The sequence below is a fragment of the Pseudoxanthomonas daejeonensis genome, from assembly GCF_022637495.1.
Lineage (GTDB): Bacteria > Pseudomonadota > Gammaproteobacteria > Xanthomonadales > Xanthomonadaceae > Pseudoxanthomonas > Pseudoxanthomonas daejeonensis.
On sequence record NZ_CP093331.1, the window covers coordinates 3,221,087 to 3,244,490 of the forward strand.

At 68.0% G+C, this 23,404-nt stretch carries 26 protein-coding genes; 13 read left to right on the forward strand and 13 right to left on the reverse strand.

Features of this window, described 5'->3' with window-relative positions; genetic code table 11:
* Window positions 1–82 precede the first annotated feature (82 nt).
* Entirely contained in the window at window positions 83–2,368 is a 2,286-nt protein-coding gene (clpA, locus tag MNQ95_RS14475; protein WP_241953287.1) for an ATP-dependent Clp protease ATP-binding subunit ClpA, read from the forward strand.
* A 108-nt stretch (window positions 2,369–2,476) separates the two neighbouring features.
* Here clpA and MNQ95_RS14480 read toward each other — a convergent pair whose 3' ends face one another.
* The 6 genes from MNQ95_RS14480 to trxB all read right to left on the reverse strand — a co-directional run bounded on the left by MNQ95_RS14480 (window position 2,477) and on the right by trxB (window position 6,924).
* The gene (locus MNQ95_RS14480) at window positions 2,477–2,830 is read right to left on the reverse strand and encodes a hypothetical protein (RefSeq protein ID WP_241953288.1); all 354 of its coding nucleotides are present in this window, start codon (window positions 2,828–2,830) and stop codon (window positions 2,477–2,479) included.
* 233 nt (window positions 2,831–3,063) lie between these two features.
* Window positions 3,064–3,429 (reverse strand): hypothetical protein, encoded by a 366-nt coding sequence (locus MNQ95_RS14485; RefSeq protein WP_162410487.1) that lies wholly within the window; start codon window positions 3,427–3,429, stop codon window positions 3,064–3,066.
* Window positions 3,430–3,681: 252 nt separating this feature from the next.
* Window positions 3,682–3,900, reverse strand: coding sequence for a translation initiation factor IF-1 (gene infA, locus MNQ95_RS14490; protein ID WP_162311621.1), 219 nt, complete (start codon window positions 3,898–3,900; stop codon window positions 3,682–3,684).
* A gap of 76 nt (window positions 3,901–3,976) precedes the next feature.
* Window positions 3,977–4,726 carry a leucyl/phenylalanyl-tRNA--protein transferase gene (gene aat / locus MNQ95_RS14495; protein ID WP_241953289.1) on the reverse strand — a complete coding sequence of 250 codons (750 nt, stop codon included), beginning with the start codon at window positions 4,724–4,726 and terminating at the stop codon, window positions 3,977–3,979.
* Window positions 4,727–4,754: 28 nt separating this feature from the next.
* Entirely contained in the window at window positions 4,755–5,885 is a 1,131-nt protein-coding gene (locus MNQ95_RS14500) for a GNAT family N-acetyltransferase (RefSeq protein WP_241953290.1), read from the reverse strand.
* A gap of 85 nt (window positions 5,886–5,970) precedes the next feature.
* Window positions 5,971–6,924 carry a thioredoxin-disulfide reductase gene (trxB, locus tag MNQ95_RS14505; RefSeq protein ID WP_241953291.1) on the reverse strand — a complete coding sequence of 318 codons (954 nt, stop codon included), beginning with the start codon at window positions 6,922–6,924 and terminating at the stop codon, window positions 5,971–5,973.
* 221 nt (window positions 6,925–7,145) lie between these two features.
* Here trxB and MNQ95_RS14510 point away from each other — a divergent pair, with 221 nt between their 5' ends.
* The 7 genes from MNQ95_RS14510 (at window position 7,146) to MNQ95_RS14540 (ending at window position 14,776) form a co-directional block, all read left to right on the forward strand.
* Complete coding sequence (locus MNQ95_RS14510; RefSeq protein WP_162410483.1) at window positions 7,146–9,503, forward strand: DNA translocase FtsK; 2,358 nt, start codon at window positions 7,146–7,148, stop codon at window positions 9,501–9,503.
* Window positions 9,504–9,643: 140 nt separating this feature from the next.
* The gene (gene lolA, locus MNQ95_RS14515) at window positions 9,644–10,237 is read left to right on the forward strand and encodes an outer membrane lipoprotein periplasmic chaperone LolA (RefSeq protein ID WP_241953292.1); all 594 of its coding nucleotides are present in this window, start codon (window positions 9,644–9,646) and stop codon (window positions 10,235–10,237) included.
* A 138-nt stretch (window positions 10,238–10,375) separates the two neighbouring features.
* Window positions 10,376–11,671: a replication-associated recombination protein A gene (locus MNQ95_RS14520; protein WP_241954439.1), complete on the forward strand. Its 1,296-nt coding sequence runs from the start codon at window positions 10,376–10,378 to the stop codon at window positions 11,669–11,671.
* Window positions 11,672–11,674: 3 nt separating this feature from the next.
* Window positions 11,675–12,100, forward strand: a complete 426-nt coding sequence (gene crcB, locus MNQ95_RS14525; protein ID WP_241953293.1) for a fluoride efflux transporter CrcB — start codon at window positions 11,675–11,677, stop codon at window positions 12,098–12,100.
* Between the two features lie 89 nt (window positions 12,101–12,189).
* Window positions 12,190–13,746 carry a phospholipase D-like domain-containing protein gene (locus MNQ95_RS14530; RefSeq protein ID WP_241953294.1) on the forward strand — a complete coding sequence of 519 codons (1,557 nt, stop codon included), beginning with the start codon at window positions 12,190–12,192 and terminating at the stop codon, window positions 13,744–13,746.
* A 105-nt stretch (window positions 13,747–13,851) separates the two neighbouring features.
* The gene (locus tag MNQ95_RS14535; RefSeq protein WP_241953295.1) at window positions 13,852–14,343 is read left to right on the forward strand and encodes a hypothetical protein; all 492 of its coding nucleotides are present in this window, start codon (window positions 13,852–13,854) and stop codon (window positions 14,341–14,343) included.
* Window positions 14,344–14,440: 97 nt separating this feature from the next.
* The gene (locus tag MNQ95_RS14540) at window positions 14,441–14,776 is read left to right on the forward strand and encodes a zinc ribbon domain-containing protein YjdM (protein WP_162410478.1); all 336 of its coding nucleotides are present in this window, start codon (window positions 14,441–14,443) and stop codon (window positions 14,774–14,776) included.
* Between the two features lie 38 nt (window positions 14,777–14,814).
* Here the strand turns inward: MNQ95_RS14540 and MNQ95_RS14545 are convergent, their stop codons facing one another.
* The gene (locus MNQ95_RS14545; protein WP_162410477.1) at window positions 14,815–15,054 is read right to left on the reverse strand and encodes a DUF2789 domain-containing protein; all 240 of its coding nucleotides are present in this window, start codon (window positions 15,052–15,054) and stop codon (window positions 14,815–14,817) included.
* Window positions 15,055–15,271: 217 nt separating this feature from the next.
* On the opposite strand from MNQ95_RS14545, the gene MNQ95_RS14550 reads away from it, so the two are divergent.
* Together MNQ95_RS14550 and MNQ95_RS14555 are read left to right on the forward strand one after the other, a co-directional pair.
* Window positions 15,272–16,426: an NAD-dependent epimerase/dehydratase family protein gene (locus tag MNQ95_RS14550; protein ID WP_241953296.1), complete on the forward strand. Its 1,155-nt coding sequence runs from the start codon at window positions 15,272–15,274 to the stop codon at window positions 16,424–16,426.
* A 126-nt stretch (window positions 16,427–16,552) separates the two neighbouring features.
* A complete protein-coding gene (locus tag MNQ95_RS14555) occupies window positions 16,553–16,816 on the forward strand; it encodes a DksA/TraR family C4-type zinc finger protein (protein ID WP_162410475.1) in 264 nt (87 codons plus the stop codon).
* A gap of 29 nt (window positions 16,817–16,845) precedes the next feature.
* Here MNQ95_RS14555 and MNQ95_RS14560 read toward each other — a convergent pair whose 3' ends face one another.
* The 6 genes from MNQ95_RS14560 to motA all read right to left on the reverse strand — a co-directional run bounded on the left by MNQ95_RS14560 (window position 16,846) and on the right by motA (window position 21,918).
* The gene (locus MNQ95_RS14560) at window positions 16,846–17,460 is read right to left on the reverse strand and encodes a mechanosensitive ion channel domain-containing protein (RefSeq protein WP_241953297.1); all 615 of its coding nucleotides are present in this window, start codon (window positions 17,458–17,460) and stop codon (window positions 16,846–16,848) included.
* A 46-nt stretch (window positions 17,461–17,506) separates the two neighbouring features.
* Complete coding sequence (locus MNQ95_RS14565; RefSeq protein ID WP_241953298.1) at window positions 17,507–18,640, reverse strand: sensor domain-containing diguanylate cyclase; 1,134 nt, start codon at window positions 18,638–18,640, stop codon at window positions 17,507–17,509.
* Window positions 18,641–18,683: 43 nt separating this feature from the next.
* A complete protein-coding gene (locus MNQ95_RS14570; RefSeq protein WP_162410472.1) occupies window positions 18,684–18,914 on the reverse strand; it encodes an RNA-binding S4 domain-containing protein in 231 nt (76 codons plus the stop codon).
* Between the two features lie 13 nt (window positions 18,915–18,927).
* Window positions 18,928–19,956: a tetratricopeptide repeat protein gene (locus MNQ95_RS14575; protein WP_241953299.1), complete on the reverse strand. Its 1,029-nt coding sequence runs from the start codon at window positions 19,954–19,956 to the stop codon at window positions 18,928–18,930.
* A gap of 129 nt (window positions 19,957–20,085) precedes the next feature.
* Window positions 20,086–21,057, reverse strand: a complete 972-nt coding sequence (gene motB / locus MNQ95_RS14580) for a flagellar motor protein MotB (RefSeq protein ID WP_241953300.1) — start codon at window positions 21,055–21,057, stop codon at window positions 20,086–20,088.
* A gap of 6 nt (window positions 21,058–21,063) precedes the next feature.
* Window positions 21,064–21,918 (reverse strand): flagellar motor stator protein MotA, encoded by an 855-nt coding sequence (gene motA, locus MNQ95_RS14585; protein ID WP_162410470.1) that lies wholly within the window; start codon window positions 21,916–21,918, stop codon window positions 21,064–21,066.
* Between the two features lie 120 nt (window positions 21,919–22,038).
* Between motA and MNQ95_RS14590 the strand changes: the two genes are divergently transcribed.
* The 3 genes from MNQ95_RS14590 (at window position 22,039) to MNQ95_RS14600 (ending at window position 23,397) form a co-directional block, all read left to right on the forward strand.
* Window positions 22,039–22,488 carry a hypothetical protein gene (locus MNQ95_RS14590; protein ID WP_241953301.1) on the forward strand — a complete coding sequence of 150 codons (450 nt, stop codon included), beginning with the start codon at window positions 22,039–22,041 and terminating at the stop codon, window positions 22,486–22,488.
* Between the two features lie 70 nt (window positions 22,489–22,558).
* Window positions 22,559–22,975, forward strand: coding sequence for a DUF1801 domain-containing protein (locus MNQ95_RS14595; RefSeq protein ID WP_241953302.1), 417 nt, complete (start codon window positions 22,559–22,561; stop codon window positions 22,973–22,975).
* Between the two features lie 77 nt (window positions 22,976–23,052).
* Window positions 23,053–23,397, forward strand: coding sequence for a RidA family protein (locus MNQ95_RS14600; protein ID WP_241953303.1), 345 nt, complete (start codon window positions 23,053–23,055; stop codon window positions 23,395–23,397).
* Window positions 23,398–23,404: the final 7 nt, after the last annotated feature.

Sequence of the window (23,404 nt, forward strand, 5' to 3'; positions counted from 1 at the left end):
CAGGCTGAACGCAGCGATCCGAGGGGGTTGTGGAATTCCGGGTAACAGGCCGCATATTGTTGGCATACCGCCGGAGTCCACCATGTTCAGCAAAGACCTCGAACAGACCATCGGCCAGTGCTACAAGCGCGCTCGAGAAGCACGTCATGAATTCATGACCGTCGAGCACCTGTTGCTGGCGCTGCTCGACAATCCTTCCGCCCAGGCCGTGCTCAGGGCGTGCGGGGCCGATTCCGGCCGCCTGCGCGGCGAGCTCGACCAGGCCATCGAGGCCTCCGTCTCGCGCCTGGCCGAAGACGACGGGCGCGACACCCAGCCCACGCTCGGATTCCAGCGCGTGCTGCAGCGGGCCGTCTACCACGTGCAATCCTCCGGCAAGAAGGAGGTGACCGGCGCCAACGTGCTGGTCGCCATCTTCGGCGAGAAGGATTCGCACGCGGTCTATTTCCTGACCCAGCAGGACGTCACCCGGCTGGACGTCGTCAATTACCTGTCCCATGGCATCGCCAAGCTCGGCGACGAACAGGACAGCGGCTCGTCGGCGCCGAGCGACGGCGAGGGCAAGGCCGAGGCCGGCGAGGGCGACGGCAAGACCGATGCCCTGGCCGAGTACGCGACCAACCTCAACGAACAGGCGCGGATCGGCAAGATCGACCCGCTGGTCGGCCGCGCCGACGAGATCGAGCGCACCATCCAGGTGCTGTGCCGCCGGCGCAAGAACAACCCGCTGTACGTCGGCGAGGCCGGCGTGGGCAAGACCGCGATCGCCGAGGGCCTGGCCAAGCGGATCGTCGAAGGCGAGGTCCCGGACGTGCTGTCGGACGCGGTGATCTACGCACTGGACCTGGGCGCGCTGGTGGCCGGGACCAAGTATCGCGGCGACTTCGAGAAGCGCCTGAAGGGCGTGCTTTCGTCGATCAGGAAGATCCCCGGCGCGATCCTGTTCATCGACGAGATCCACACCATCATCGGTGCCGGCTCGGCCTCCGGCGGCACCATGGATGCCTCCAACCTGATCAAGCCGGCACTGGCGTCCGGCGAGCTGCGCTGCATTGGCTCGACCACGTTCCAGGAGTACCGCGGCATCTTCGAGAAGGACCGGGCGCTGGCCCGCCGCTTCCAGAAGATCGACATCGTCGAACCGACCGTGGGCGAGACCTACGAGATCCTGCAGGGCCTCAAGCCCCGTTACGAGGCCCACCATGGCGTCACCTACGCCGACGAGGCGCTGCAGGCGGCCGTGGAGCTGTCGGTCAAGCACATCGCCGACCGGCTGCTGCCCGACAAGGCCATCGACGTGATCGACGAAGCCGGCGCGCGCCAGCGCCTGCTGCCGCCCAGCACGCGCAAGGAGCTGATCGACGTCGAGGAGATCGAGACCATCGTCGCCAAGATGGCGCGGATCCCCGCCAAGCAGGTCAGCGCCACCGACAAGGACGTGCTCCAGCACCTGGAGCGCAACCTGAAGATGGTGATCTTCGGCCAGGATCCGGCGATCGAGACGCTGGCCTCGGCGATCAAGCTGGCGCGCAGCGGCCTGGCCAACCCGGACAAGCCGATCGGCAACTTCCTGTTCGCCGGGCCCACCGGCGTGGGCAAGACCGAAGTGACCAAGCAGCTGGCGTTGCAGCTGGGCATCGAGCTGGTCCGCTTCGACATGTCCGAGTACATGGAACCGCACTCGGTGTCGCGCCTGATCGGCGCGCCTCCGGGCTATGTCGGTTTCGACCAGGGCGGCCTGCTGACCGAGAAGATCGTCAAGACGCCGCACTGCGTGCTGCTGCTGGACGAGGTCGAGAAGGCGCACCCGGACATCTTCAACATCCTGCTCCAGGTCATGGACCGCGGCGTGCTGACCGACACCAACGGGCGCGAAGCGAACTTCAAGAACGTGGTGATCGTAATGACCACCAATGCAGGGGCGGCGCAGGCGTCGCGGCGTTCGATCGGCTTCACCCGGCAGGATCACTCGACCGACGCGATGGAAGCGATCCGCCGCGGTTTCAGCCCCGAGTTCCGCAACCGCCTCGACGCGGTGGTGCAGTTCCAGCCGCTGGGCTTCGAACACATCCTGCGTGTGGTCGACAAGTTCCTGATCGAGCTGGAAATGCAGCTCAACGAAAAGCACGTGGCCCTGTCGGCTTCGCCGACCGCCCGCGAGTGGCTGGCGCAGCACGGCTTCGACCCGCTGATGGGCGCCCGGCCGATGGCACGGGTGATCCAGGACAAGATCAAGCGCCCTCTGGCCGACGAACTGCTGTTCGGCAAGCTGGTCGACGGCGGCCGGGTCGACATCGACGTCGTCGATGGGGTGCTCGTGGTGGAGAGCCACTCCGAGCCGGAACGGCTGTTGCCCGCGACAGTGTGACCCTGCACGCGCGCCGGGTGGCGAGAGCCCCGGCGCGCTAGTGGCCAGCATGCGCGGCGACCGGAATGTCTCACGCCTCGTACCCGGCGGCAGTCATGGTCCGCGGGTTCAATGCGGGTGCGCAGCAGCAGGCGAAACTCCGATCGCTTCGATCCGCTTCACCTGGCAGATGTCGTAGCGGGTCTGTACCCGGGTCCCTTTCGGGCACACGCGGTTGTCGACGCCCTGGGACCTTATCGAAACCGACCGGGCCGACGCCAACGAGTGGCAGGCGCCACGCAATTCGACGTGATAGTAGCTGTCACCATCGCGCAGGCTGAAGGACGACGTGCTGCCGTGGCGCGTGATGTCACGGTCCGGGCCTAGGTCGATGCATGTGGTGAGCGCGGGGGCTTCGTTGGCGGTAGCCGCGAAGGCGATGCCCGCAAGGAAAGCGGCAGCGAGAAAACGCTTGGTATCCATGGCAGTGTGGCTGGCGCCGGCCCGGATTGGACCGGACTCAGGCTAGGGCCGCCGCACGGGTCGCGAATCTGCCTGTGGTGACAATGACCGTCGTCATTGGCCCGATAGGGGCGGTGACTTCCGGCGGTGCATCGAGCTATCGACGCCGGGCCCGAGTTGAAGCCACGTAGATGGCAGGACCGCCGCCGCCCGCCACGACGAGGAGACGGTAGGCGACGGTCCTGCGCCGGAAATCAGCGCGAGATGCGCTTCTTGCGGCTGGCGAACTCTTCGGCTTCGAGCGACTCGACCTTGCCGACGCTGCACGTCGAACGGTTGGTCTTGACCTTGCTGCCCTTCGGGCAGAGGCGGTTGGCCGCGCCATCGGTGCTGATCTCGATGCTGGTCGCGGTGGCCAGCGAACTGCAGTCGCCGCGGAAGCCGACCAGGTAGTGGGCGTCGCCGTCGCGCAGCAACATGTTCTGGGCGCCACCGCCACGAACGATCTCCTGGTTGGTGCTCAGGTCGACGCAATCGGTGATCGAAGTGCTTTCAGCGGCGTTGGCGGCGAACGCTGCGCTGGCGAGGAACACTGCAGTGCAAAGACGCTTGATGTTCATGGCGATATGGGGTCGGGTCCGGTCCGGATTGGACCGCGCACAGGCTATGCGCCACCCCGGATTCGTGAACCTGCCTATGGTGACAATGACCAAGGTCATGGAGGTGCCGACAGTAATGGCACGTTCATATCAAACGCCCGGATATGCGTCATTGCCCACTTCAGCAGTCGTGTTTTTCCATCAGGACGCGCAAAGAAAAAGGCGGCCGATGGCCGCCTTCTTTCGCACGCATGGCGATCATGCCGTGGGCGATCACTTCATGCGATAGGTGATGCGTCCCTTGGTCAGGTCGTACGGCGTCATCTCCACCTTCACCTTGTCGCCGGTGAGGATGCGGATGTAGTTCTTGCGCATGCGGCCGGAGATGTGGGCGATGATTTCATGCCCGTTCTCCAGGCGTACCCTGAACGTGGTGTTGGGCAGCGTCTCGGCGACGGTGCCTTCGAACTCGATGGAGTCGTCTTTCGACATGCGGTTCCAGATTAGGCGCGGGCGGGCGGAAAGCCGGGTATTTTACGCCAGGCTGGCGGCAAAGGCAAAAATTATGTTAACAGGCGGTCGCAGCGGCTAGCGTCGAGGCCTGCACGGTGCCGAATGCCGCGGTCCAGCTTCCATCCCGGCCACGCTCGCCTACCAGCTTTTCCACTGATTCCAGGAAGCGCGCGCGCGGCCAGGTCTCGCCCCCCAGCGTGTAGAGGTGGGGATTCTCGACCTGGGCATCGAGCAGCGGCCAGCCCCATCCCTCCAGCTGGCGGGCCAGTGCCGCCAGAGCCACCTTCGAGCCTCCGGGCTGGGCGCTGAACATGCTCTCTCCGAAGAACATCCGCCCGATCGCCACGCCATAGATGCCGCCCGCCAGCTGTCCGTCTCCATCCAGCACCTCCACCGAGTGGGCGTGGCCCAGGCGGTGCAGGCGCGCATAGGCCAGTCGCATCTCCGGCGTGATCCACGTGCCGCGTTGCCCGGGGCGGGGTGTATCGGCGCACGCGGCGAGCACCGCATCGAACGCGGTATCGGCGCGGATGCACCAGCGGCTGCGGCGCAGTTCGCGACGCAGCCGCGAGGACAGGTGCACCGCATCGGTGCGGAACACCATCCTCGGGTCAGGGCTCCACCACAGGATCGGCTGGCCCCGCGAGTACCAGGGAAAGATGCCGCCGCGATAGGCCTCCAGCAGGCGCCCGGGCGACAGGTCGCCGCCCACGGCGAGCAGGCCGTCGGGTTCGCGCAGGGCCTGGCTGGCCGGCGGAAACGGCGCGCCGGGGTCGTCCGGCAGCAGGTAGGGTCGGGCAGCCATCACGCGAGTCTAGGGTGGCCCGCGCCCATCAGGACGATGCCCGGAAGGGCGAGTGGGCGACCAGGTTGGCGGCATACCGCTGCACGGAACTGGTCTCCTCGGTGCACCAGTCGCGCAGCGCCTGCCGGAACTGTGGATGGGTGATCCGGTGGCGACTGCGGACAAGGGCCGGGAGAAAGCCCCTGGCCAGCTTGTGCTCGCCCTGCGCGCCGGGCTCGAACCGCGCCAGACCATGCTCCAGGCAATACTCGATGCCCTGGTAGTAGCAGGTCTCGAAGTGCAGCCCCGGCAGTACCCCGTCCGCGCCCCAGTAGCGGCCGTACAGCGCATCGGTACCGCGCAGGCAGAGCGCACCGGCGACCGCGACGCCATTACTTATTGCCAATATTATCAATATATTGCGAGGCATTATTCGCGCAATGTGTCCGATAAAATCCCGGGTCAGTGCGGGTGCGTTGCCGTAGTCGCGAAACGTCTGCAGGTAGAAGCGGTGGATCGCATCGAGGTCCCCGGGCGTGGCTTCGTCGCCATGCACTCGACGGAAGACGACCCCGGCGCGCTGCACCTTCGCCCGTTCCTGGCGGATGTTCTTGCGGTGCTTGTGGTCCATCGCGGCAAGGAAGGCATCGAAATCCGCCCAGCCATCCCGGTTGTGCCAGTGGTACTGCACGTCTATCCGCGACAGCCAGTCCTCGTCGAACAGGCTGTCTTCCGATTCGGTGTGGAAGTTGACGTGGGCCGACGACACGGCATCGGCCGCGGTCCGCCGCGCGATCTCGGCAAGCAGTGCACGCCTGGATGCCTCATCGCGCGCGAGCAGGCGCGGCCCGGTAACCGGGGAGTAGGGCGCCGCGAACAGCCACTTGGGGTAGTAATCCAGTCCGTGGCGCGCGTAGGCATGGGCCCATGCGTGGTCGAACACGAACTCGCCGTGCGAGTTGGCCTTGAGGTAACCCGGTGCCGCCGCCACCAGTCGCTCGCCTTCCCACAGGGTCAGGTGGCGCGGGGTCCAGCCCCAGTCCTCGCGCAGGCAGCCATGGCGCTCCAGGCCTTCGAGGAATGCATGGCAGAGGAATGGATTGGCGCCGTCGTGCAGCGCGTCCCATTGCACCGCGTCGACCTGCGCCAGCGCAGGCAGCAAGCGGACCTGCAGGGTCATCGCGGACGCTTGCCCCGAGCCATGGCGCCAGGACGTCGCGGACGGTCAGCGTGCCGCCGTACCGGGTCGGGACGGCGGCATCGCATCAGGCGCCCTTGTCGAGGTAGCGCTCTGCGTCCAGCGCGGCCATGCAGCCGAAACCGGCCGAGGTGATCGCCTGCCGGTAATGCTGGTCGGCCACGTCGCCGGCGGCGAACACGCCTTCTACCGAGGTCTGGGTCGCATTGCCGCCCAGGCCGGAGCGGATCTCCAGGTAGCCGTTGTCCATCGCCAGCTGGCCCTCGAACAGGCCGGTGTTGGGATGGTGGCCGATGGCGACGAAGAAACCATGCGCGGCGATGTCGCGGGTGCTGCCGTCCTGCACCGACTTCACCCGTACCCCGGTCACGCCCGCGTCGTCGCCGAGCACCTCGTCGACGGCGTGGTGCCAGACCGGTTCGATCTTGCCGGCCTGGATCTTCGCGAACAGCTTGTCCTGCATGATCTTCTCCGCCCGCAGGGTGTCGCGGCGATGCACCAGGTAGACCTTGCGGGCGATGTTGGACAGGTACAGCGCCTCTTCCACGGCGGTGTTGCCGCCACCGACCACGACCACGTCCTGGTCGCGGTAGAAGAAGCCGTCGCAGGTGGCGCAGGCGGATACGCCGCGGCCCTTGAACTTCTCCTCCGACTCGATGCCCAGGTACTTGGCGGTCGCGCCGGTGGCGATGACCAGGGCGTCGCAGGTGTAGGTGGCGTTGTCGCCGCTCAGGGTGAACGGCTTCTTCGACAGGTCGGCAGTGTGGATGTGGTCGAAGATGACCTCGGTATCGAAGCGTTCGGCATGGGCCTGCATCCGGGTCATCAGGTCCGGGCCCATCAGGCCGTGCGCGTCGCCGGGCCAGTTGTCGACCTCGGTGGTGGTCATCAGCTGGCCACCCTGCTGCAGGCCGGTGATCACCACCGGCTTGAGGTTGGCACGGGCGGCGTAGACGGCAGCGGTCCAGCCGGCGGGGCCGGAACCGAGGATGAGCAGGCGCGAATGCTTGGTGGCGGTCATGCAGTCCGGAGAAGATGAGGGAAGGTCGGCGTATAGAGTGGCGGCCGTACCGGGGCGAATCAAGGACGGGTCCGGCCGCGGCGCAGGTCCCCGGACAAATCCGGGGATGCCATGCAGCGCTAGGCAATGGCTGACAGAAGCGTTTAAGATCAAGGCCTAACATCGCATTCTGCGAGCGCTTCCAGACCCGCGCTTCCGGACCATAGGATCAATCTTCAGACGTGGCCAAGGCATTGACGGAACGCAGCAAGTCCAGCCGCGGCACGAACGCGCGCGACGACGCCGGCGCGGCCAGTCCGCGACGTCAACGCCTGTGGCGCGACCTTGCGCTGATCGTCATCGCGCCACTGTTGCTGTACCTGCTCGCATGCCTGGTGAGCTATTCGCCCGACGACCCGGGCTGGTCCAACAGCGGCAGCGTGACCGGCCAGGTGCAGAACCTGGGCGGACTGGCGGGCGCCTGGATCGCCGATGTCCTGATCCAGCTGTTCGGCTACGCCGCATTCGTCCTGCCCGTGATCATCGGCGCGGTGGCATGGATTGCGCTGTTCGGCCTGGGCGAGGAAGACGAGCTCGGCCCGGCGCTGCGCCTGGTCGGCATCGTCGCTTTCCTCATTTCGCTGACCGGCCTGCTGCACCTGCGGATGATCGGAACCGGCGGCGTCGGTGACCCGGGCCAGGCCGGCGGCGGGATCGGCCAGCTGGTCGGCAAGTCTCTGGCCACCGGCTTCGGCGAACTCGGCGCCAACCTGTTCCTGGTCGTGCTGCTGCTGGTCTCGGTCACCCTGGCCACCGGCCTGTCCTGGTTCTGGGTGATGGAGAAGATCGGCGCCGGCGTACTCGCGCTACCGGACCTGCTGCGGCGCAAGACCCAGCAGGCCGAAGAGTGGAAGCGCACCCGCGACCTGCGCGAGGAGCGCGAGGAAGTCCGCAAGACCGACGCGGTCAGGCAGGCCCGCCGCGAGCCGGTGCGGATCGAACCGCCGGCCGCGCCGGTGGTGGAGAAGAGCGAGCGGGCCAAGCGCGAAACCCAGATCCCGCTGTTCCAGGGCGCCGGCGGTACCGCCGACGGCCTGCCGCCGCTGGCCCTGCTCGACGATCCCAAGCCGCAGACCAAGGGCTATTCCGAGGAGACGCTCGAGACCCTGTCGCGGCAGATCGAATTCAAGCTCAAGGACTTCCGTATCGACGCGCAGGTCGTCGGCGCCTATCCGGGCCCGGTGATCACCCGTTTCGAGATGGAACCGGCGCCGGGCGTGAAGGTCAGCCAGATCAGTTCGCTGGACAAGGACATCGCCCGCGGCCTGTCGGTGAAGTCGGTGCGCGTGGTCGACGTGATCCCGGGCAAGTCGGTGATCGGCCTGGAGATCCCCAATACCGGACGGGAGATGATCTATCTGTCCGAGCTGCTGCGCTCCAAGGAATACGACAAGTCCGCCAGTCCGCTGACCCTGGCGCTGGGCAAGGACATCGCCGGCCGCCCGACCGTGGCCGACCTGGCGCGCATGCCGCACCTGCTGGTCGCCGGCACCACCGGCTCGGGCAAGTCGGTGGCGGTCAACGCAATGGTCCTGAGCCTGCTGTACAAGGCCAGCCCGAAAGACCTGCGGATGCTGATGATCGACCCGAAGATGCTGGAGCTGTCCGTCTACCAGGACATCCCGCACCTGCTGGCACCGGTCGTGACCGACATGAAGGAGGCCGGCAACGGCCTGCGCTGGTGCGTGGCGGAGATGGAGCGCCGCTACAAGCTGATGAGCGCGGTCGGCGTGCGCAACCTGGCCGGCTTCAACAAGAAGGTCAGGGACGCGCAGGACGCCGGCCAGCCGCTGATGGACCCGCTGTTCAAGCCGAACCCGGAGCTGGGCGAAGCACCGCGTCCGCTCGAGCCGCTGCCGTTCATCGTCATCTTCATCGACGAATTCGCCGACATGATGATGATCGTCGGCAAGAAGGTCGAAGAACTCATCGCCCGACTGGCGCAGAAGGCGCGCGCGGCCGGCATCCACCTGATCCTGGCCACCCAGCGCCCTTCGGTGGACGTCATCACCGGCCTGATCAAGGCCAATATCCCGACCCGCATCGCGTTCCAGGTGTCGAGCAAGATCGACTCGCGCACCATCCTGGACCAGTCCGGCGCCGAGACCCTCCTCGGCCATGGCGACATGCTCTACCTGCCGCCGGGCACGGCCATGCCCGAGCGCATCCACGGTGCCTTCGTCAGCGACGAGGAAGTACATCGCGTGGTGGAACACCTCAAAGCCAGTGGCCGCGCCGACTACATTGAAGGCGTGCTGGACGAGGTGCAGACCATGGGCGACGGGGTGGTTGTCGGCGCGACCGGCTTGCCCGAGTCCGGCGGCGGTGGCGGCGACGAATCCGACCCGCTGTACGACGAGGCGGTGCGCATCGTCACCGAGACCCGCCGCGCTTCGATTTCCGGTGTCCAGCGACGCCTGAAGATCGGCTACAACCGCGCCGCGCGCCTGATCGAGGCGATGGAAGCGGCCGGCGTGGTCACGCCGCCCGAGCACAACGGCGACCGCAGCGTGCTGGCGCCGCCACCGCCGCGCGACTGAACCCCGGCCCGCCTGTCGTGGAATTCTCGACGCCTGTTCAGGTTCGTCGCGCCACACTGGCGGCCACACTCCACCCTCGCGACCGACGCCCCATGCATCGCTCCCCGCGCATCGTTTCCCGAATCGTTCTTGGCCTGTCCATGTCGCTGCTCCTGGCGGGCAATGCCGTCGCCGGCGCCCGCGACGAGCTCACCCGCTTCACCTCCGGGCTCAAGGGCCTGGAAGGGCGGTTCACCCAGCAGGTGTTCGACGCCAACGGCCGGGCCAAGGAAAGCAGCAGCGGCACCGTCGCCGTCGCCGCGCCGCGCCTGTTCCGCTGGGAATACGTCAAGCCGTTCGCGCAGATGATCGTCGCCGATGGGCAGAAGGTCTGGGTCTACGAACCGGACCTGCAGCAGGCCACCGTCAAGACGCAGGGCGAGGAGGAGCGCAACAGCCCGCTGGTCGCGCTGTTCGACCCGGCCCGGCTGGACCGCCAGTTCGACGTCAGCGAGGAAGCGGCGGCCAACGAAGGCCTGCAGTGGCTCACCCTCACCCCGAAGGTCGATGCCGAAGCCAATTTCCAGATGGCGCGACTGGGCTTCGGAGCGCAGGGCCTGGCCCGGATGCAGGTGCTCGACCTGGTCGGGCAGAAGACCGAGATCCGCTTCGATGGCTGGAAGCGCAATCCGTCGTTCGCACCGGGAACGTTCAAGTTCGTCCCGGGCAAGGACGTCGACGTCGTCGGCCAGTGATCAAGCCGCAGTGACTCCGGGGCCGCTCGCCGGGCCTGCGACCGCAGGCGCTAGGATGGCGTCATGAGTCGAACCCGTCGCAACCCCGAACCGGCTTCCGACGGCCTGCTGGCCGTCGATGAGGCAGGCCAGCTAGCCATGCGCCCGCTGGCCGAACGCATGCGCCCGCGCACCCTGGATGAAATGGTCGGCCAGCGCCGCCTGCTGGCACCGGGTTCAGCGTTGCGACGCGCGGTGGAATCGGGCCGGGTGCATTCGATGGTGCTGTGGGGCCCGCCGGGCTGCGGCAAGACCACGCTCGCGTTGCTGCTGGCCCGTTACGCCGAGGCTGATTTCCGTGCGATCTCGGCGGTGCTGTCCGGCTTGCCGGAAGTCCGACAGGTACTGGCCGAGGCCGCGCAACGCTTCGCCGAAGGACGCCGCACGGTGCTTTTCGTGGACGAAGTGCACCGCTTCAACAAAGGCCAGCAGGATGCGTTCCTGCCCCACATCGAGCGCGGCAGTATCGTTTTCGTCGGCGCCACCACCGAGAACCCGTCGTTCGAGCTCAACTCGGCGCTGCTGTCGCGCTGCCGCGTGCACGTGATGGAAGCGGTGTCGGTCGACGACATCGCTTCCGCACTGGTGCGGGCGGCGGAGGACGGCGAACGCGGACTGGGCGGGCAGGGCATCGAAGTGGAATCCGCACTGCTGCGCGAGATCGCCGGCGCGGCCGACGGCGACGTGCGCCGCGCCCTGACCCTGCTGGAGATCGCCGCCGAACTGGCGGTCGACGAAGGCGGCCGCATCACCGAGCAGACCCTGCTGCAGGTCCTGGCCGATCGCACCCGGCGCTTCGACAAGGGCGGTGAGCAGTTCTACGACCAGATTTCGGCGTTGCACAAGTCCGTGCGCAGCTCCAATCCAGACGCGGCGGTGTACTGGCTGGCGCGGATGCTCGACGGCGGTTGCGATCCGTCCTACCTGGCCCGGCGCCTGACCCGGATGGCGGTCGAGGACATCGGCCTGGCCGATCCGCGCGCACTGCAGATGTCGGTGGACGCCTGGGACACGTACGAACGGCTGGGCAGCCCGGAGGGCGACCTGGCCCTGGCCCAGGTCGCGATCTACCTGGCCAGCACGGCCAAGTCCAACGCCGCCTACAACGCGTACAACGCCGCGCGGGCGGACGTGCGCGAGTACGGCACCGCCGAGGTGCCCTTGCACCTGCGCAACGCGCCGACCAGGCTGATGAAGCAGCTGGGCTATTCCAAGGGCTACCAGTACGACCACGACAGCGACGGCGGCATCGCGCTGGACCAGACCGGTTTTCCCGATGCCATGGGCGAGCGCACCTACTACTCGCCCGTCGAGCGCGGGCTCGAGATCCGGTTGAAGGAAAAGCTCGATCGCCTGCGTGTGGCACGCGAACAGGCGCGCAAACCGCAGCGATAGCGCATGCCGCCCGGCCGCGGGCAGAAGGAGGATGCGGTGGACCTGGTGCGTTCTTTCATCGCCGTCGGCAGTGGCGCGGCGATCGGTGCCTGGATGCGCTGGGGGCTGTCGGCCTGGCTCAATCCGTCGCGCAGTCCGGTAGCCCTGGGTACGCTGGCGGCCAACCTGGTCGGTGCGTACGTCGTCGGCATCGCGCTGGGCTGGATCACGTTCCGGCCGGGCATCGCGCCGGAATGGCGCCTGTTCCTGGTCACCGGGCTGCTGGGCGGCCTGACTACTTTTTCGACCTTCTCGGCCGAGATCGTCCAGCACCTGACCCGCCAGCAGTACGGCACCGCGGTGCTCGGCGTGGCCCTGCACCTGTTCGGTTCGCTGCTGCTGACCGCGCTGGGCCTGTACACCTACCGCGTGCTGCGCATGGGCGCTTGAAGCGCCCCGCGGTATCGGTGAGGATCGGTTGCGGCCTGAGCGCGTCCCGACGGGACCGGCCTGAGCAGGGGCAGGGGATGGCAACCGGCATGAATGTGTCCTACGACCTTTCCGGAGCTGCGCGATGCTGCCGCAGCCTGGCCCTGGTCGTCCTGCTCGGTGTCGTTGCCGGCTGCGCCCGGCTGCCGCCTCGCGCGGAACTGCCCGACGAACCGGCGTTGCCCGCCGCCACGGAGGGCGTGATCGCCGGCCGGGTGGTCCCGCTCACGACGGCGAACCCGGGGCAGTCCGGCTTCCACCTGGTGAGCGATGGCACCCAGGCGTACGCGCTGCGTGCCTACAGCGCGCAGGCGGCCACGCGCAGCCTGGATATCCAGACCTACATCTGGCATGCCGACCTCACCGGCAGGCTGCTGGCCCGCCAGGCCCTGCAGGCGGCGGACCGCGGCGTGCGCGTGCGCATCCTGGTCGACGACCTGGACGCGCGCGCCAAGAACGCCGGGCTCGCCGCGCTGGATGCGCATCCCCGGATCGAGGTGCGCCTGTACAACCCGATGGCCAGTCGTTCGGGCAAGCTCGGCATGGCCGGCGAATTCAGCACCGGCTTCAAGCGGCTCAACCACCGCATGCACAACAAGAGCTGGATCGCCGACGGACGCATGGCGCTGGTCGGCGGGCGCAACCTCGGCAACGAATACTTCAATGCCAGCGACGGCGCCAACTTCATCGACCTGGACATGCTCATGGTCGGCCCGGTGGTGGATGCGGCAGCGAGCAACTTCGATCGCTTCTGGAATTCACCGTCCAACTACCCGATCCACCAGCTGTCCCCCGAAGCGGTCAGCGACGAGAAACTCGAGCGACTGCGTACCGTGCTCGAAGCCAGTGTCGAGGAACTGGCCGGCAGCGGCTATGCCACCGTGCTGCGCGAAGATCCGCGCGTGCAGGACATCATCGACGGAGGCACGCAGCTGCACTGGAGCGGGACCTGGCGTTTCGTCAGCGACGATCCGCTCAAGGCGCGCCTGCCGCTGGAAAAGCGTTCGGAGGTGGTCGCCGCGTTGTTGCCCCAGATCGCCGGCGCGCGCCAGCGGTTGCTGGTGATCTCGCCGTATTTCGTGCCAGGCGAGCGCGGCACGGCCGAACTGGTCGGTGCGGCCGGGCGCGGCATCGACGTACGCATCCTGACCAACTCGCTGGCCGCCAACGACGTGGCGGCGGTGCATGGCGGCTACAGTCGCTACCGCCGCGACCTGCTCGAAGGCGGCATCGGCCTCTGGGAGCTCAAGCCCAGCGGGACCCCGGCGAAATTCAGCCTCGCCGGGTCCTCCGGCTCGAGCCTGCACACCAAGGCAATGATCGTCGACGAAGGGGTGTTCGTCGGTTCCTACAACCTGGATCCGCGTTCGACCTCGTTGAACACCGAGCAGGGCGTGCTGGTCGGGCATCCGGCGCTCGCGTCGGAACTGGCGCTGCTGTTCGCGCGCCAGACCGCGCCCGATCACGCCTGGTCGGTCACCCTGGACCACGGCGACCTGCGCTGGCGCGATGGAGAGAAGACCTGGACCGGCGATCCGGAGGCTACCGGCTCGCAGAAGGCGCTGGCGTGGCTGATGCGGATCCTGCCGGTGGAATCGCAGCTGTAGCGGCGTCGCCGGGCGCGGCGTCGACGCACACCGGGCATCCGCTGTTTTTTGGCCACCTGCCGCACTTGATGCATGATGGCCTTTCCCGCAACAAGGAGACGCACCATGCGCACACCCCTGCTTGCCGCGAACCTCTGCCTGACCGCGATCCTGTGCCTCGCCCTTGCGGCGTGCCGGAAGGATGCGCCACAGGACGCCAGCGCCGACGCCGCAGTCGCAGCCGGCGGCGAAGTTGCAGCGACGACGCCCGCATCCGCGGGGACGGCTGCCGATACGGCCCTGCAGGGCGACGTCATCGCCTCCACCAACGAGCCGTTCTGGCACGCCCAGGCCTCCGGGCCGGTTTTGACCCTGCGCGGCATCGAAAGCGAGCGCCAGCTGGCCATCAGCACCAACGATGTCGCGGGCGATACGCGCACACTGCGCGCGTCCGACGCGAACGGACTGGTCGAGCTCAAGATCGTCGCCCGCGAATGCCAGGACACCATGGCCGGTGCGAGCTTTCCCTACACAGCGGTGCTGGTCATCGACGGTGGCACGCCGGTGAGCGGCTGCGCCCGCCCGGCTTCGATGCCGCCACCGGGCGAGCCCCAGTAGATTCCATGGTGTGCCGGCGTCGTTGACGCTCCACGGATCACCGCCGGCGGCAGGTGCGGGTAAAATGGCGCGCCTTGCCTCCGGAATGGAAACAGTCATGCCCACGTCGCCCACCTGCCCGCAGTGCGGACTGGAAAATACCTACGTCGATGGCGCGCTGTGGATCTGTGCGGATTGCGGCCATGAATGGGGCGCCGAGGAGGCTGCCGCCGCCGGCGTGGTCGTGCGCGACAGCAACGGCAACGTGCTGGTGGCCGGCGATACCGTGGTGGTGATCAAGGACCTGAAGGTGAAGGGTTCCTCGATCCCGCTCAAGCAGGGCACCGTGATCCGCAACATCCGCCTGGTCGAGGACGACGCCGAGCACATCGAAGGCAACTCGGAGAAGATCAAGGGCCTGGTGCTGAAGACCATCTTCCTGCGCAAGGCCTGAGCGCGCCGCCGACGACCCTGGCGGCGCACCCGGTTACTTCAGGCCGGCGCGCGCAATGCCAGGTTGAGCTGGTCGACGACGATGGCCCAGTCGGCATCCTCGATCCGCTCGTCGCGAAGCAGCTGGGCCTGCGATGCCGACCAGAACGGGGCGTCTTCCAGGCGGATGTTGTCCGCCAGCGGCGCATGGGTGGCGATGAAGCCGCGGATGCTGGGCGCATCGTTCGGCAGGCCCAGTTGTGCGAACAGGTCGGAGAACGCGTGTACGGTCGGTTCCATGGACAGCTCCGGGGGAGGGCGGGTGCGCCAGCGTGACGCCAGTGGCGTCAACGCGGGATCAGGTCGATCGATGTGCGCGACGTACCTCGGGTGACGCCGTGCCGATCAGCCCCCCGACTTCCGTCATGGGCATGCCCGGCGGGGTGATGCTATCAATCCCTCCGCCATGGGGAGGCGCTCCATCCCGGGGCGTCCCCGCCGCAAGGAGGAAGGCCGCATGCGTACCACCCGTCGAGAACTGATCAGGCTCGGTGCCCTGGCTGCTGCTGCGGCGGCGCTGCCCGGCCTGGCCGGTGCGGCGCAGCCGATGCCGATCGCGCGCGCGGCCCGTCCATTGCGGATCCTGATCCTGGGCGGCACCGGTTTCACCGGCCCCTTCCAGGTCCAGTACGCACTGGCCCGCGGCCACAAGGTGACCCTGTTCAACCGCGGCAAGCGGCCATCGCCGGAATGGCCGGGCGAAGTCGAACAGCTGCACGGCGACCGCAACAGCGGCGACCTGTCCGCGCTGCGCGGACGCCAGTGGGACGTGTGCATCGACAACCCCACCAGCCTGCCGTTCTGGGTGCGCGACGCCGGCCTGGCGTTGAAGGGCAATGTCGGCCACTACCTCTTCATCTCGACCATCTCCGTCTACGCAGACGGCAGCCGCCCGGGCATCACCGAAGACGCGCCGCTGGCGGCGTACAAGGGCAAGGATGCGATGGCCGAGACCCAGCAGACGCTGATGGCCGACGTCGAGAACCTGTACGGCCCGCTCAAGGCACTCAGTGAAGCCGAAGCGTGGAAGCAGTTCGGCGACAACGTGACCGTGGTGCGCCCGGGTTACATCGTCGGACCGCGCGACGAGACCGACCGCTTCACCTACTGGCCGCACCGGGTCGCGCAGGGCGGGGAAGTGCTCGTGCCCGGCGATGGCAAGGACCCGATCCAGGTCATCGACGGTCGCGACCTGGGCGAATGGATGATCCGCCTGGCCGAGGCGCGCACCTTCGGCACGTTCAATGCGGTCGGCCCGCGCGAGCCGCTGCTGATGGACGCGATGCTCGCGACCTCGCGCTCGGTGAGCGGCAGCAGCGCCACGTTCACCCATGTCGCCCCGGAGTTCCTGGTCGAACAGAAGGTCGACCTGCCGATCTGGGTGCCGCGCGGAGAAGGCCCGTATGCCGGCTATGGCCAGGTCAGCAACGCGCGTGCGGTCGGTGCAGGGCTCACCTTCCGTCCGCTGGCCACCACCGTGGCCGAGACGCTGGAGTGGTTCGGCAGCCAGCCGGCCGAGCGCCGGGCCAAGCTGCGTGCCGGCATCACCCGCGAGCGCGAAGCCGAAGTGCTCAAGGCCTGGCATGCGCGTCCCAGGGCCACGGCAGGCTGAGATCTTCGCGTTGGAGGCCGGGCCCGATCACCCCGCGACAAGGCCGGATGAGCCACGAAGCCGTGGCTCGGCCACGGTTCATCGTGAGGGGGGCACGCTGGGTCGAAAGCGTAAGAGGACAGCGCCATGGCAACCGGCTGGGCAGGCGACAACGCGGTCAACGAGCAGATCGACGCGACGGTGAAGGACGCCGTGGAACGCGCGCGCCGGCAACTTCCGCAGGGGCCCGGCCTGGAGCGCTGCGAGGAGTGCGACGCGCCGATACCGGTCGCGCGTCGCCGCGCCGTGCCCGGGGTGCGCCTGTGCGTCGCCTGCCAGGAAGCGCATGACGAAGAGAACGGCTTCAGCGGCTTCAATCGCCGTGGCAGCAAGGACAGCCAGTTGCGCTGACCGCGATCGCGCGGACAGGGTGCGTCGCGTCAGCGACTCTCCTGCGTTGCAGGATCGGGCGGCGGCGGAGCGAGCCACCGTTGTGGCACCTGGTGGCCACGCCATCGGCGCACGGTGCGCTGGAAGAACAGGCTGTTGGGTATCTGCAGGACGCTGCCCTCGTCGGTGGCGTCCACGGCCACCTCCTGCAGGGTGGTGAAGATCAGGTTGATGTCGATTACGCGGCCCTTGAGTCCCGGCTTCTCGCCGTTCTCGAGTACCTCGATGTGGTCTTGCAGGCGGAACGGCCGCGTGCTGAAGATCAGCACCGTGCAGAAGATGTTGGACAACACGCTCCATGCGGCGAAGAACGCCACCGCACCCACCGCGGCGAAGCCGGTGAACGCGGTCCAAAGGACCGTGCCGGAAACACCCAGCCGCTCCAGCACCAGCAGGAGCGCGGCGCAGGCGATCAGGGTGGCGGATACGCGGCGCAGCACCGCCGCCATCTCCGGTGGCAGGCCCCGATGCGCGACCAGGCGGCGCACGACCGCGCGAACCAGGCGCTGCAGGACCCAGGCAACCACCAGCACCAGCAACACTTCGCCGATCGGCAACACCGTGCCCAGCCAGTCCTGCACCCATACGGGCAGACGTTCCCTCATCCCGCGGATGCTCCTGCGTGGCCGGCGCGATCGCCGCCCGGGCATTCTAGGAGATGCGGTCGCTCCGGTCCCGCACGGGCGTCGCGGCGACCTGGTTGCGACCGGCATGTTTGGCCGCATAGAGCGCCCGATCGGCGGCCTCCAGCCATTGGCGCAGGCCGGGATCGGCAGGATCGGCCTCGGCCACGCCGATGCTCACCGAACAGCGCAAGCCGCCAGCGTGCCGGGCGGAGGTCTCGGCGGCCTCGACGTCGCGGCGCATGCCTTCGGCGATCGCGAACGCTTCGTCGCGCCCGATGCCGGCCAGCACGACCGCGAACTCGTCGCCACCGAAGCGCCCGGCATTGTCGGCATCGCCCAGGCGCCGGCGCAGGAGGCCAGCCACCAGGCGCAGCACGTCATCGCCCGAAGCGTGGCCGTACTGGTCGTTGATGTCCTTGAAGCGGTCGATGTCGACCATCAGCAGCGTCGCCACGGTCCCGTCGTCGCGCAGCCGGCGAAGCGCGGCCTCGGCCTGCTGCTGCCAGTGGCGGCGTCCCGCCAGGCCGGTGAGCGCATCGATGCGCTGCAACTGGTCCAGGGCGCGGTTCTGCTCGCGGATCCGGGCGATCAGGCGGTTGGCCGCCAGGCTCACCGCGATGGTGTGGATCAGCAGCATCGGCAGGCAGGCCAGGATCACCAGCATGCTCGTGGCGGGCTGGAACGCGAGGCCCGCCACCACGCTGCCCAGCACCATCCCCGCCAGCATCACGGGCAGCGACTGCAGCCACAGCCGCGGCACGCCGGTGCTGATCTTGTCCACCGTCGCCAGGGTCAGCAGCAGCACGCTGGGCAGCAGGTTGAAGTGCATCAGCGGCACCCAGATCCCGGCCAGCGCCGAATCGAACAGCAGGTTGCGCACTTCGGCCCGGTGCGGATGCCGGCTGCGCAGCGCCGTCCACAGGGCCAGCTGCGGCCACAGCAGGGCAGTGAACCCGAGCCATGCCCAGGACCCGATGCCGGCATTGTTCTCGTACAGGACCGCGGCCAGTGCGATACCGCCCAGGCCCATGCCGAGCACGCGCAGCAGATAGACCTGGCGTGGCATGCGCGCCTGTCGCCCGGAGGCGGCGGAAGTCAGCGCAGTCGCGGTACCCGGTGGCGCATCGGTGTCTGGATCCAGGGAAACCCCGGTAGGCATGCGGCGTCCCCCGTCGCGCAAGTTCCTGGCGGAATGATACCGCTCAGGCGGGCAGGGGGCCGGGCAATACCCGGATCGAGACCCCGTCGCATTCCACGCGCTGACCTGCGCGGATCTTGCAGGTCTTGCGCAGCTCGACCGCACCATCGACCTGGACCTGACCGTCGGCCACCAGGGCCTTGCCGGCACCGCCGCTGTCGCAGATCCCGGCCAGCTTGAGCAGCTGGTTCAGTTCGACGTACTCACCTTCCAGCTCGAAATCGACGTTTTCCATCATGCCTCGTAGTTCAGGGGCGGAACTGGCTTGATGCCTGCTCGCGCCAGCGGCGCAGGCCGTCGAGCTTCTGCCGGTAGACGCTGCGTACCTGCTCGTTGCCGCCAAGGGTATAGGCCCGGCCGAGTTCGCGCTGCGCGCGCGACAGGTCCCCGGACAGGAAGTAGGCGCGCGCCAGGCCGAAATGGAACTGGTGCTGCTCGCCCTGCAGGCGGATCGCGCGCCGATAGCGGGCGATGGCGCAGTCGTACCGGGCGTCGTTCTCGCATTCCAGCGCGATCATGAACTGGTGGAACGGATCGGTGGCCTGGACCCGGTCCAGCCGCCACTCGTAGCGACGCTGCATGCGTGCGTCGCCCGAACGGCGGTACAGGCCCACCAGGTTGCTGAGCGTGGCCGCGTGGTCTGACTTGGTTCGCAGCGCGGTCATGTACGCACGCTCGGCACCCCGCGAGTCGCCCTGGCGTAACAGGAGTACGCCCATGTTGTTCCAGGCCGGGACGAAATCGGGCGCGTCGGCCAGCGAGGCCAGCAGTGCGGAGCGGGCGCCGAGCGGATCGCCGGCGGCCATCAGCTCGGCGCCCCGGTTGTTGTGGAAGTGCGCCATGGCGCGCTGGTCGGTGATCCCGCGCGGCCGGTTGCGCGCGGCAAGGATGTTGGTATCCACGTCCACCACCTGCCATTGCATGGTGGTGCGCACGCCGACATTGACGTGGTTGGCGTTGTAGATCACGCCTTCGTCCTGGTACCACGCCAGCACCTCGCCCACTTCCTGCACCTGCGCTTCCAGCCCGGCTTCGCGCGCCAGTGCGACGAACAGCAGGGTGAAGGAGAGGCAGTTGGCCTTGCGGTCGCGGTAGACCTCGGAGACCGTGCGCGTGGTTTCGTTGTCGTATTCCAGTGCGAGACCATCGTCGCCGAAGACATAGCCGGCCAGGTGTTCCAGCTTCTCGTCGCGCGACCCGCCCGGCAGCACGACCCGCTGCTGGACCTGCTCGCGAAGTTCGTCGGGGACGGCCATCACCTGCGCGGTCGTGGGCACGGACGCCGGCGGGGGCAGATGAGCACCGTCATCGGGGGCGGCGGCAGGCGCAAGCGCCAACGCCGCGATCATCGTCCAGCTGTTCAGCATGGCAATCTCCCGGTGTCCTGCGTCGCGGCCAGTGTATGCCTATCCGTGAGCGGTGGCGGTGACCGCACCGGTGCCGGTCCGGGTGTCTACCGGCTCCGTTGCAGGTGAGGTCGGCGCGCTGGCCGGCGGCGCGGCCAGCGCATCCGGCACGGCGTCCGGAGTGCGGTTCAGCACGACGATGCTGATCCGGCGGTTGATCGGCGCACGCGGGTCATTGCGGTCGAAAGGCACCGACGAGGCCAGCCCGACCACGCGCGCGATCCGCGCCTCGTCCAGTCCGCCCTCGAGCAGGGCACGGCGCGCCGCATTGGCGCGATCGCTCGACAGTTCCCAGTTGCCGTACCCGCGCGGGGCCTGGAACGACGTCTCGTCGGTGTGGCCGGCGAGGGCGATCTTGTGCGGCGTGTCCGAGAGCAGCGTGCCGAGCTCGTGCATGACCTCGATGGTGTAGTCCTTCATGCTCGAGCTGCCCAGGTCGAACATCGGCCGGTTGAGCCGGTCCACGATCTGCACGCGCAGGCCTTCGGGAGTGAGGTCGATCAGCAGCTGGTCCTTGAACGGAGCCAGCGCCAGGCTCTTCTCGACGGCCGCTTCCAGGTCCTTGCGCAGTTCCTCCAACTGGCGCCGGTCTTCTGCCGCGGCGGCGGCACGCGCATCTTCGCTCGGGATCCGGCTGCGGGTGGCCTCGCCAGGCTCGCCCACTTTCGGCCCGATGCCGCCGGGCATCGACAGGGCATTGGCCGTGGGGATCAGCTTGTCGGACGCGCCGCCCGGGCCGAGCGAACTGGTGCCCGGGATGGCCGCGGTGCCTTCGACCGCGCTGGGATTCTTGAAGTACTCCGAGACCGCGGCCTTCTGCTCCTTGCTGGCGATGCCGACCAGCCACATCACCAGGAAGAACGCCATCATTGCGGTGACGAAGTCGGCATAGGCCACCTTCCACGCGCCCCCGTGATGGCCGCCGCTGACCTTCTTGATCCGGCGGATGATGATCGGCTGGTTCTTGTCCATGGACGGTCAGCGATTGCTGCGCAGGTGTGCTTCCAGGTCGGCGAACGCCGGGCGCACGTCGGAGAACAGCAGCTTGCGCGCGAACTCGACCGCCACGCTCGGCGGATAGCCACGCAGGCTCGACACCAGCGCCATCTTGATGATCTCGAATGCCTTTCCTTCCTCGTGGGCGCGATGCGCCATCGACGCAGCCAGCGGGCCGACGAATCCATAACCCAGCAGGATGCCCAGGAACGTACCGACCAGCGCGGCGGCGACATGGTGGCCGATGGTGGCGACGTCGCCGCCGATGGAGGCCATCGTCACCACGATGCCCAGCACCGCGGCGACGATGCCGAAGCCGGGCAGGGAGTCGGCCAGCACCTGCAGGGCATGCGCCGGCTCGGCGGCTTCCTGGTGGTGGGTCTCGACCTCGATCTCGAGCAGTTGCTCCAGTTCGTGCGGCTCCATGTTGCCGCTGACCATCAGCCGCAGGCAGTCGGTGGTGAACTCCATCAGGTGGTGGTCGGCCAGCAGCTTGGGATACTTGGAAAACACCGGACTGGACCCGGGATTGTCGATGTCCTTCTCGATCCCGATCATGCCTTCCTTGCGCGCCTTGACCAGCACGTCGTAGACCATCGACAGGATGTCGACGTAGTCGTTGCGCTTGTAGCGGGCGCCCTTGAGCAGCCCGGGGATGCCGATGATCGCCGCCTTGACCACCTTGAGCGGGTTGGCGACCAGGAACGCGCCGAACGCCGCGCCGCCGATGATCAGCACCTCGTAGGGCTGCCACAGCGCGGCGAGCTTGCCGTGCGACAGGACGAAGCCCCCGAGCACGCTGACGATGACGATGATGAAGCCGATGATGATGAGCATGACGGCGCGCGGTTGGGGTCGGTCCGGTATCGGCACGGTCGCGGCGAAGTTGAGGCGAAGGTGAGGCCCGCGACCTGCGCTAGACTCCGGGAACCGACGACTCGTCCACAGGGGGACGCGATGGCCAGGCGGAACAGGAGCGGGATCATTGCCGGCGCACTGCTGGCGTTGCTGGCGGCCACCCATGCCGGCGCGGCCCCGGTGGTGGACAGTGTCGAGCTGAATGGCGCCACGGTGTGGAAGACCAGTGCGATCCCCGACGGAGTCGTGGGCGAGTATCTCTACGAAAGGCAGGGCGAGCCGAAGATCGTGCTCGCCGCCGACGGCACCGGCAGCTTCCAGGCGCACATGGTCGCCCCGATCCCTATCCGCTACTGGGTCCTCGCCAACGAGGCGGGCGAACCGGTGAAGGAATCGGGCGGAGCCAACTACCGGTACACCATCGTGCTGCAGTACGGCCCGGGTGGAGGCGGCAACTATCCCGAGGGCGGCTTCGACAGCTGGTACTGGACGTGGCTGGCCGACGATGGCTGCGCCAACATCCTGGGCGAGCGGTTCAAGTGCGGTTGAGCCCACGGCTGCCGTGACCAGGGCGCCGGTACATCGGGTATCCATGCGCTGATCGACCGATGCGGACGCCATGACCGAACCAAAGACACGCCCGACCGGTGAGCCTGTCGAGGATTTCCTCGGCAGGTTCGTCGAACCTCGCCGCACCGAAGCGCGTGCGCTGGTGGAGCTCATGCAGGAAGTGACCGGCGAGCCACCGGTGGTGTGGGGCGGCGACATCGTCGGCTTCGGCCAGTACGCCCAGCGCTATGCCGATGGCCGCCAAGTGCCCTGGCCACTGCTCGCTTTCTCCCCGCGAGCGAAGGAACTGTCGATCTACGTGATGGACGGCTTCGACGGGCGCCAGGCGTTGCTGGCCGAACTGGGGCGCCATCGCGCCGGGAAATCATGCCTGTACCTGCGGCGGCTCTCGGATGCCTCGCCCGAGGTGTTGCGGCGGCTGCTCGCCGCCAGCGCCGCGACGCTGGAACCCCTGCGCATCCGCTGAAGCCCGCCGGTGTATGCTGCGCCGCCGTCGCGGTCAACCGCCGGCGTGATCCCCGAGACCCTCGCAAGGAGCCCCCCATGATCCAGCGTTTCGAAGTCGGTCCGCGCATGTCCGAACTGGCCGTCCACAACGGCGTCGCCTATCTCGCCGGACAGATTCCGGAAGACACCTCGCAGGACATCATCGGCCAGACCCGCCAGGTCCTGGAGGCGATCGACGCGCTGCTTGCCCAGGCCGGTACCGACAAGTCGCGCATCCTGCGCGCCGAGATCTTCCTGGCCGACATCACCGAGTTCGCCGGCATGAACCAGGCCTGGGACGGCTGGGTCGCCGCCGGGCACACGCCGCCGCGCGCCACGGTACAGGCCGCGCTGGCCAAGCCCGACTGGAAGGTCGAGATCGTGGTGACCGCCGCGGTCTGAGGTGCGC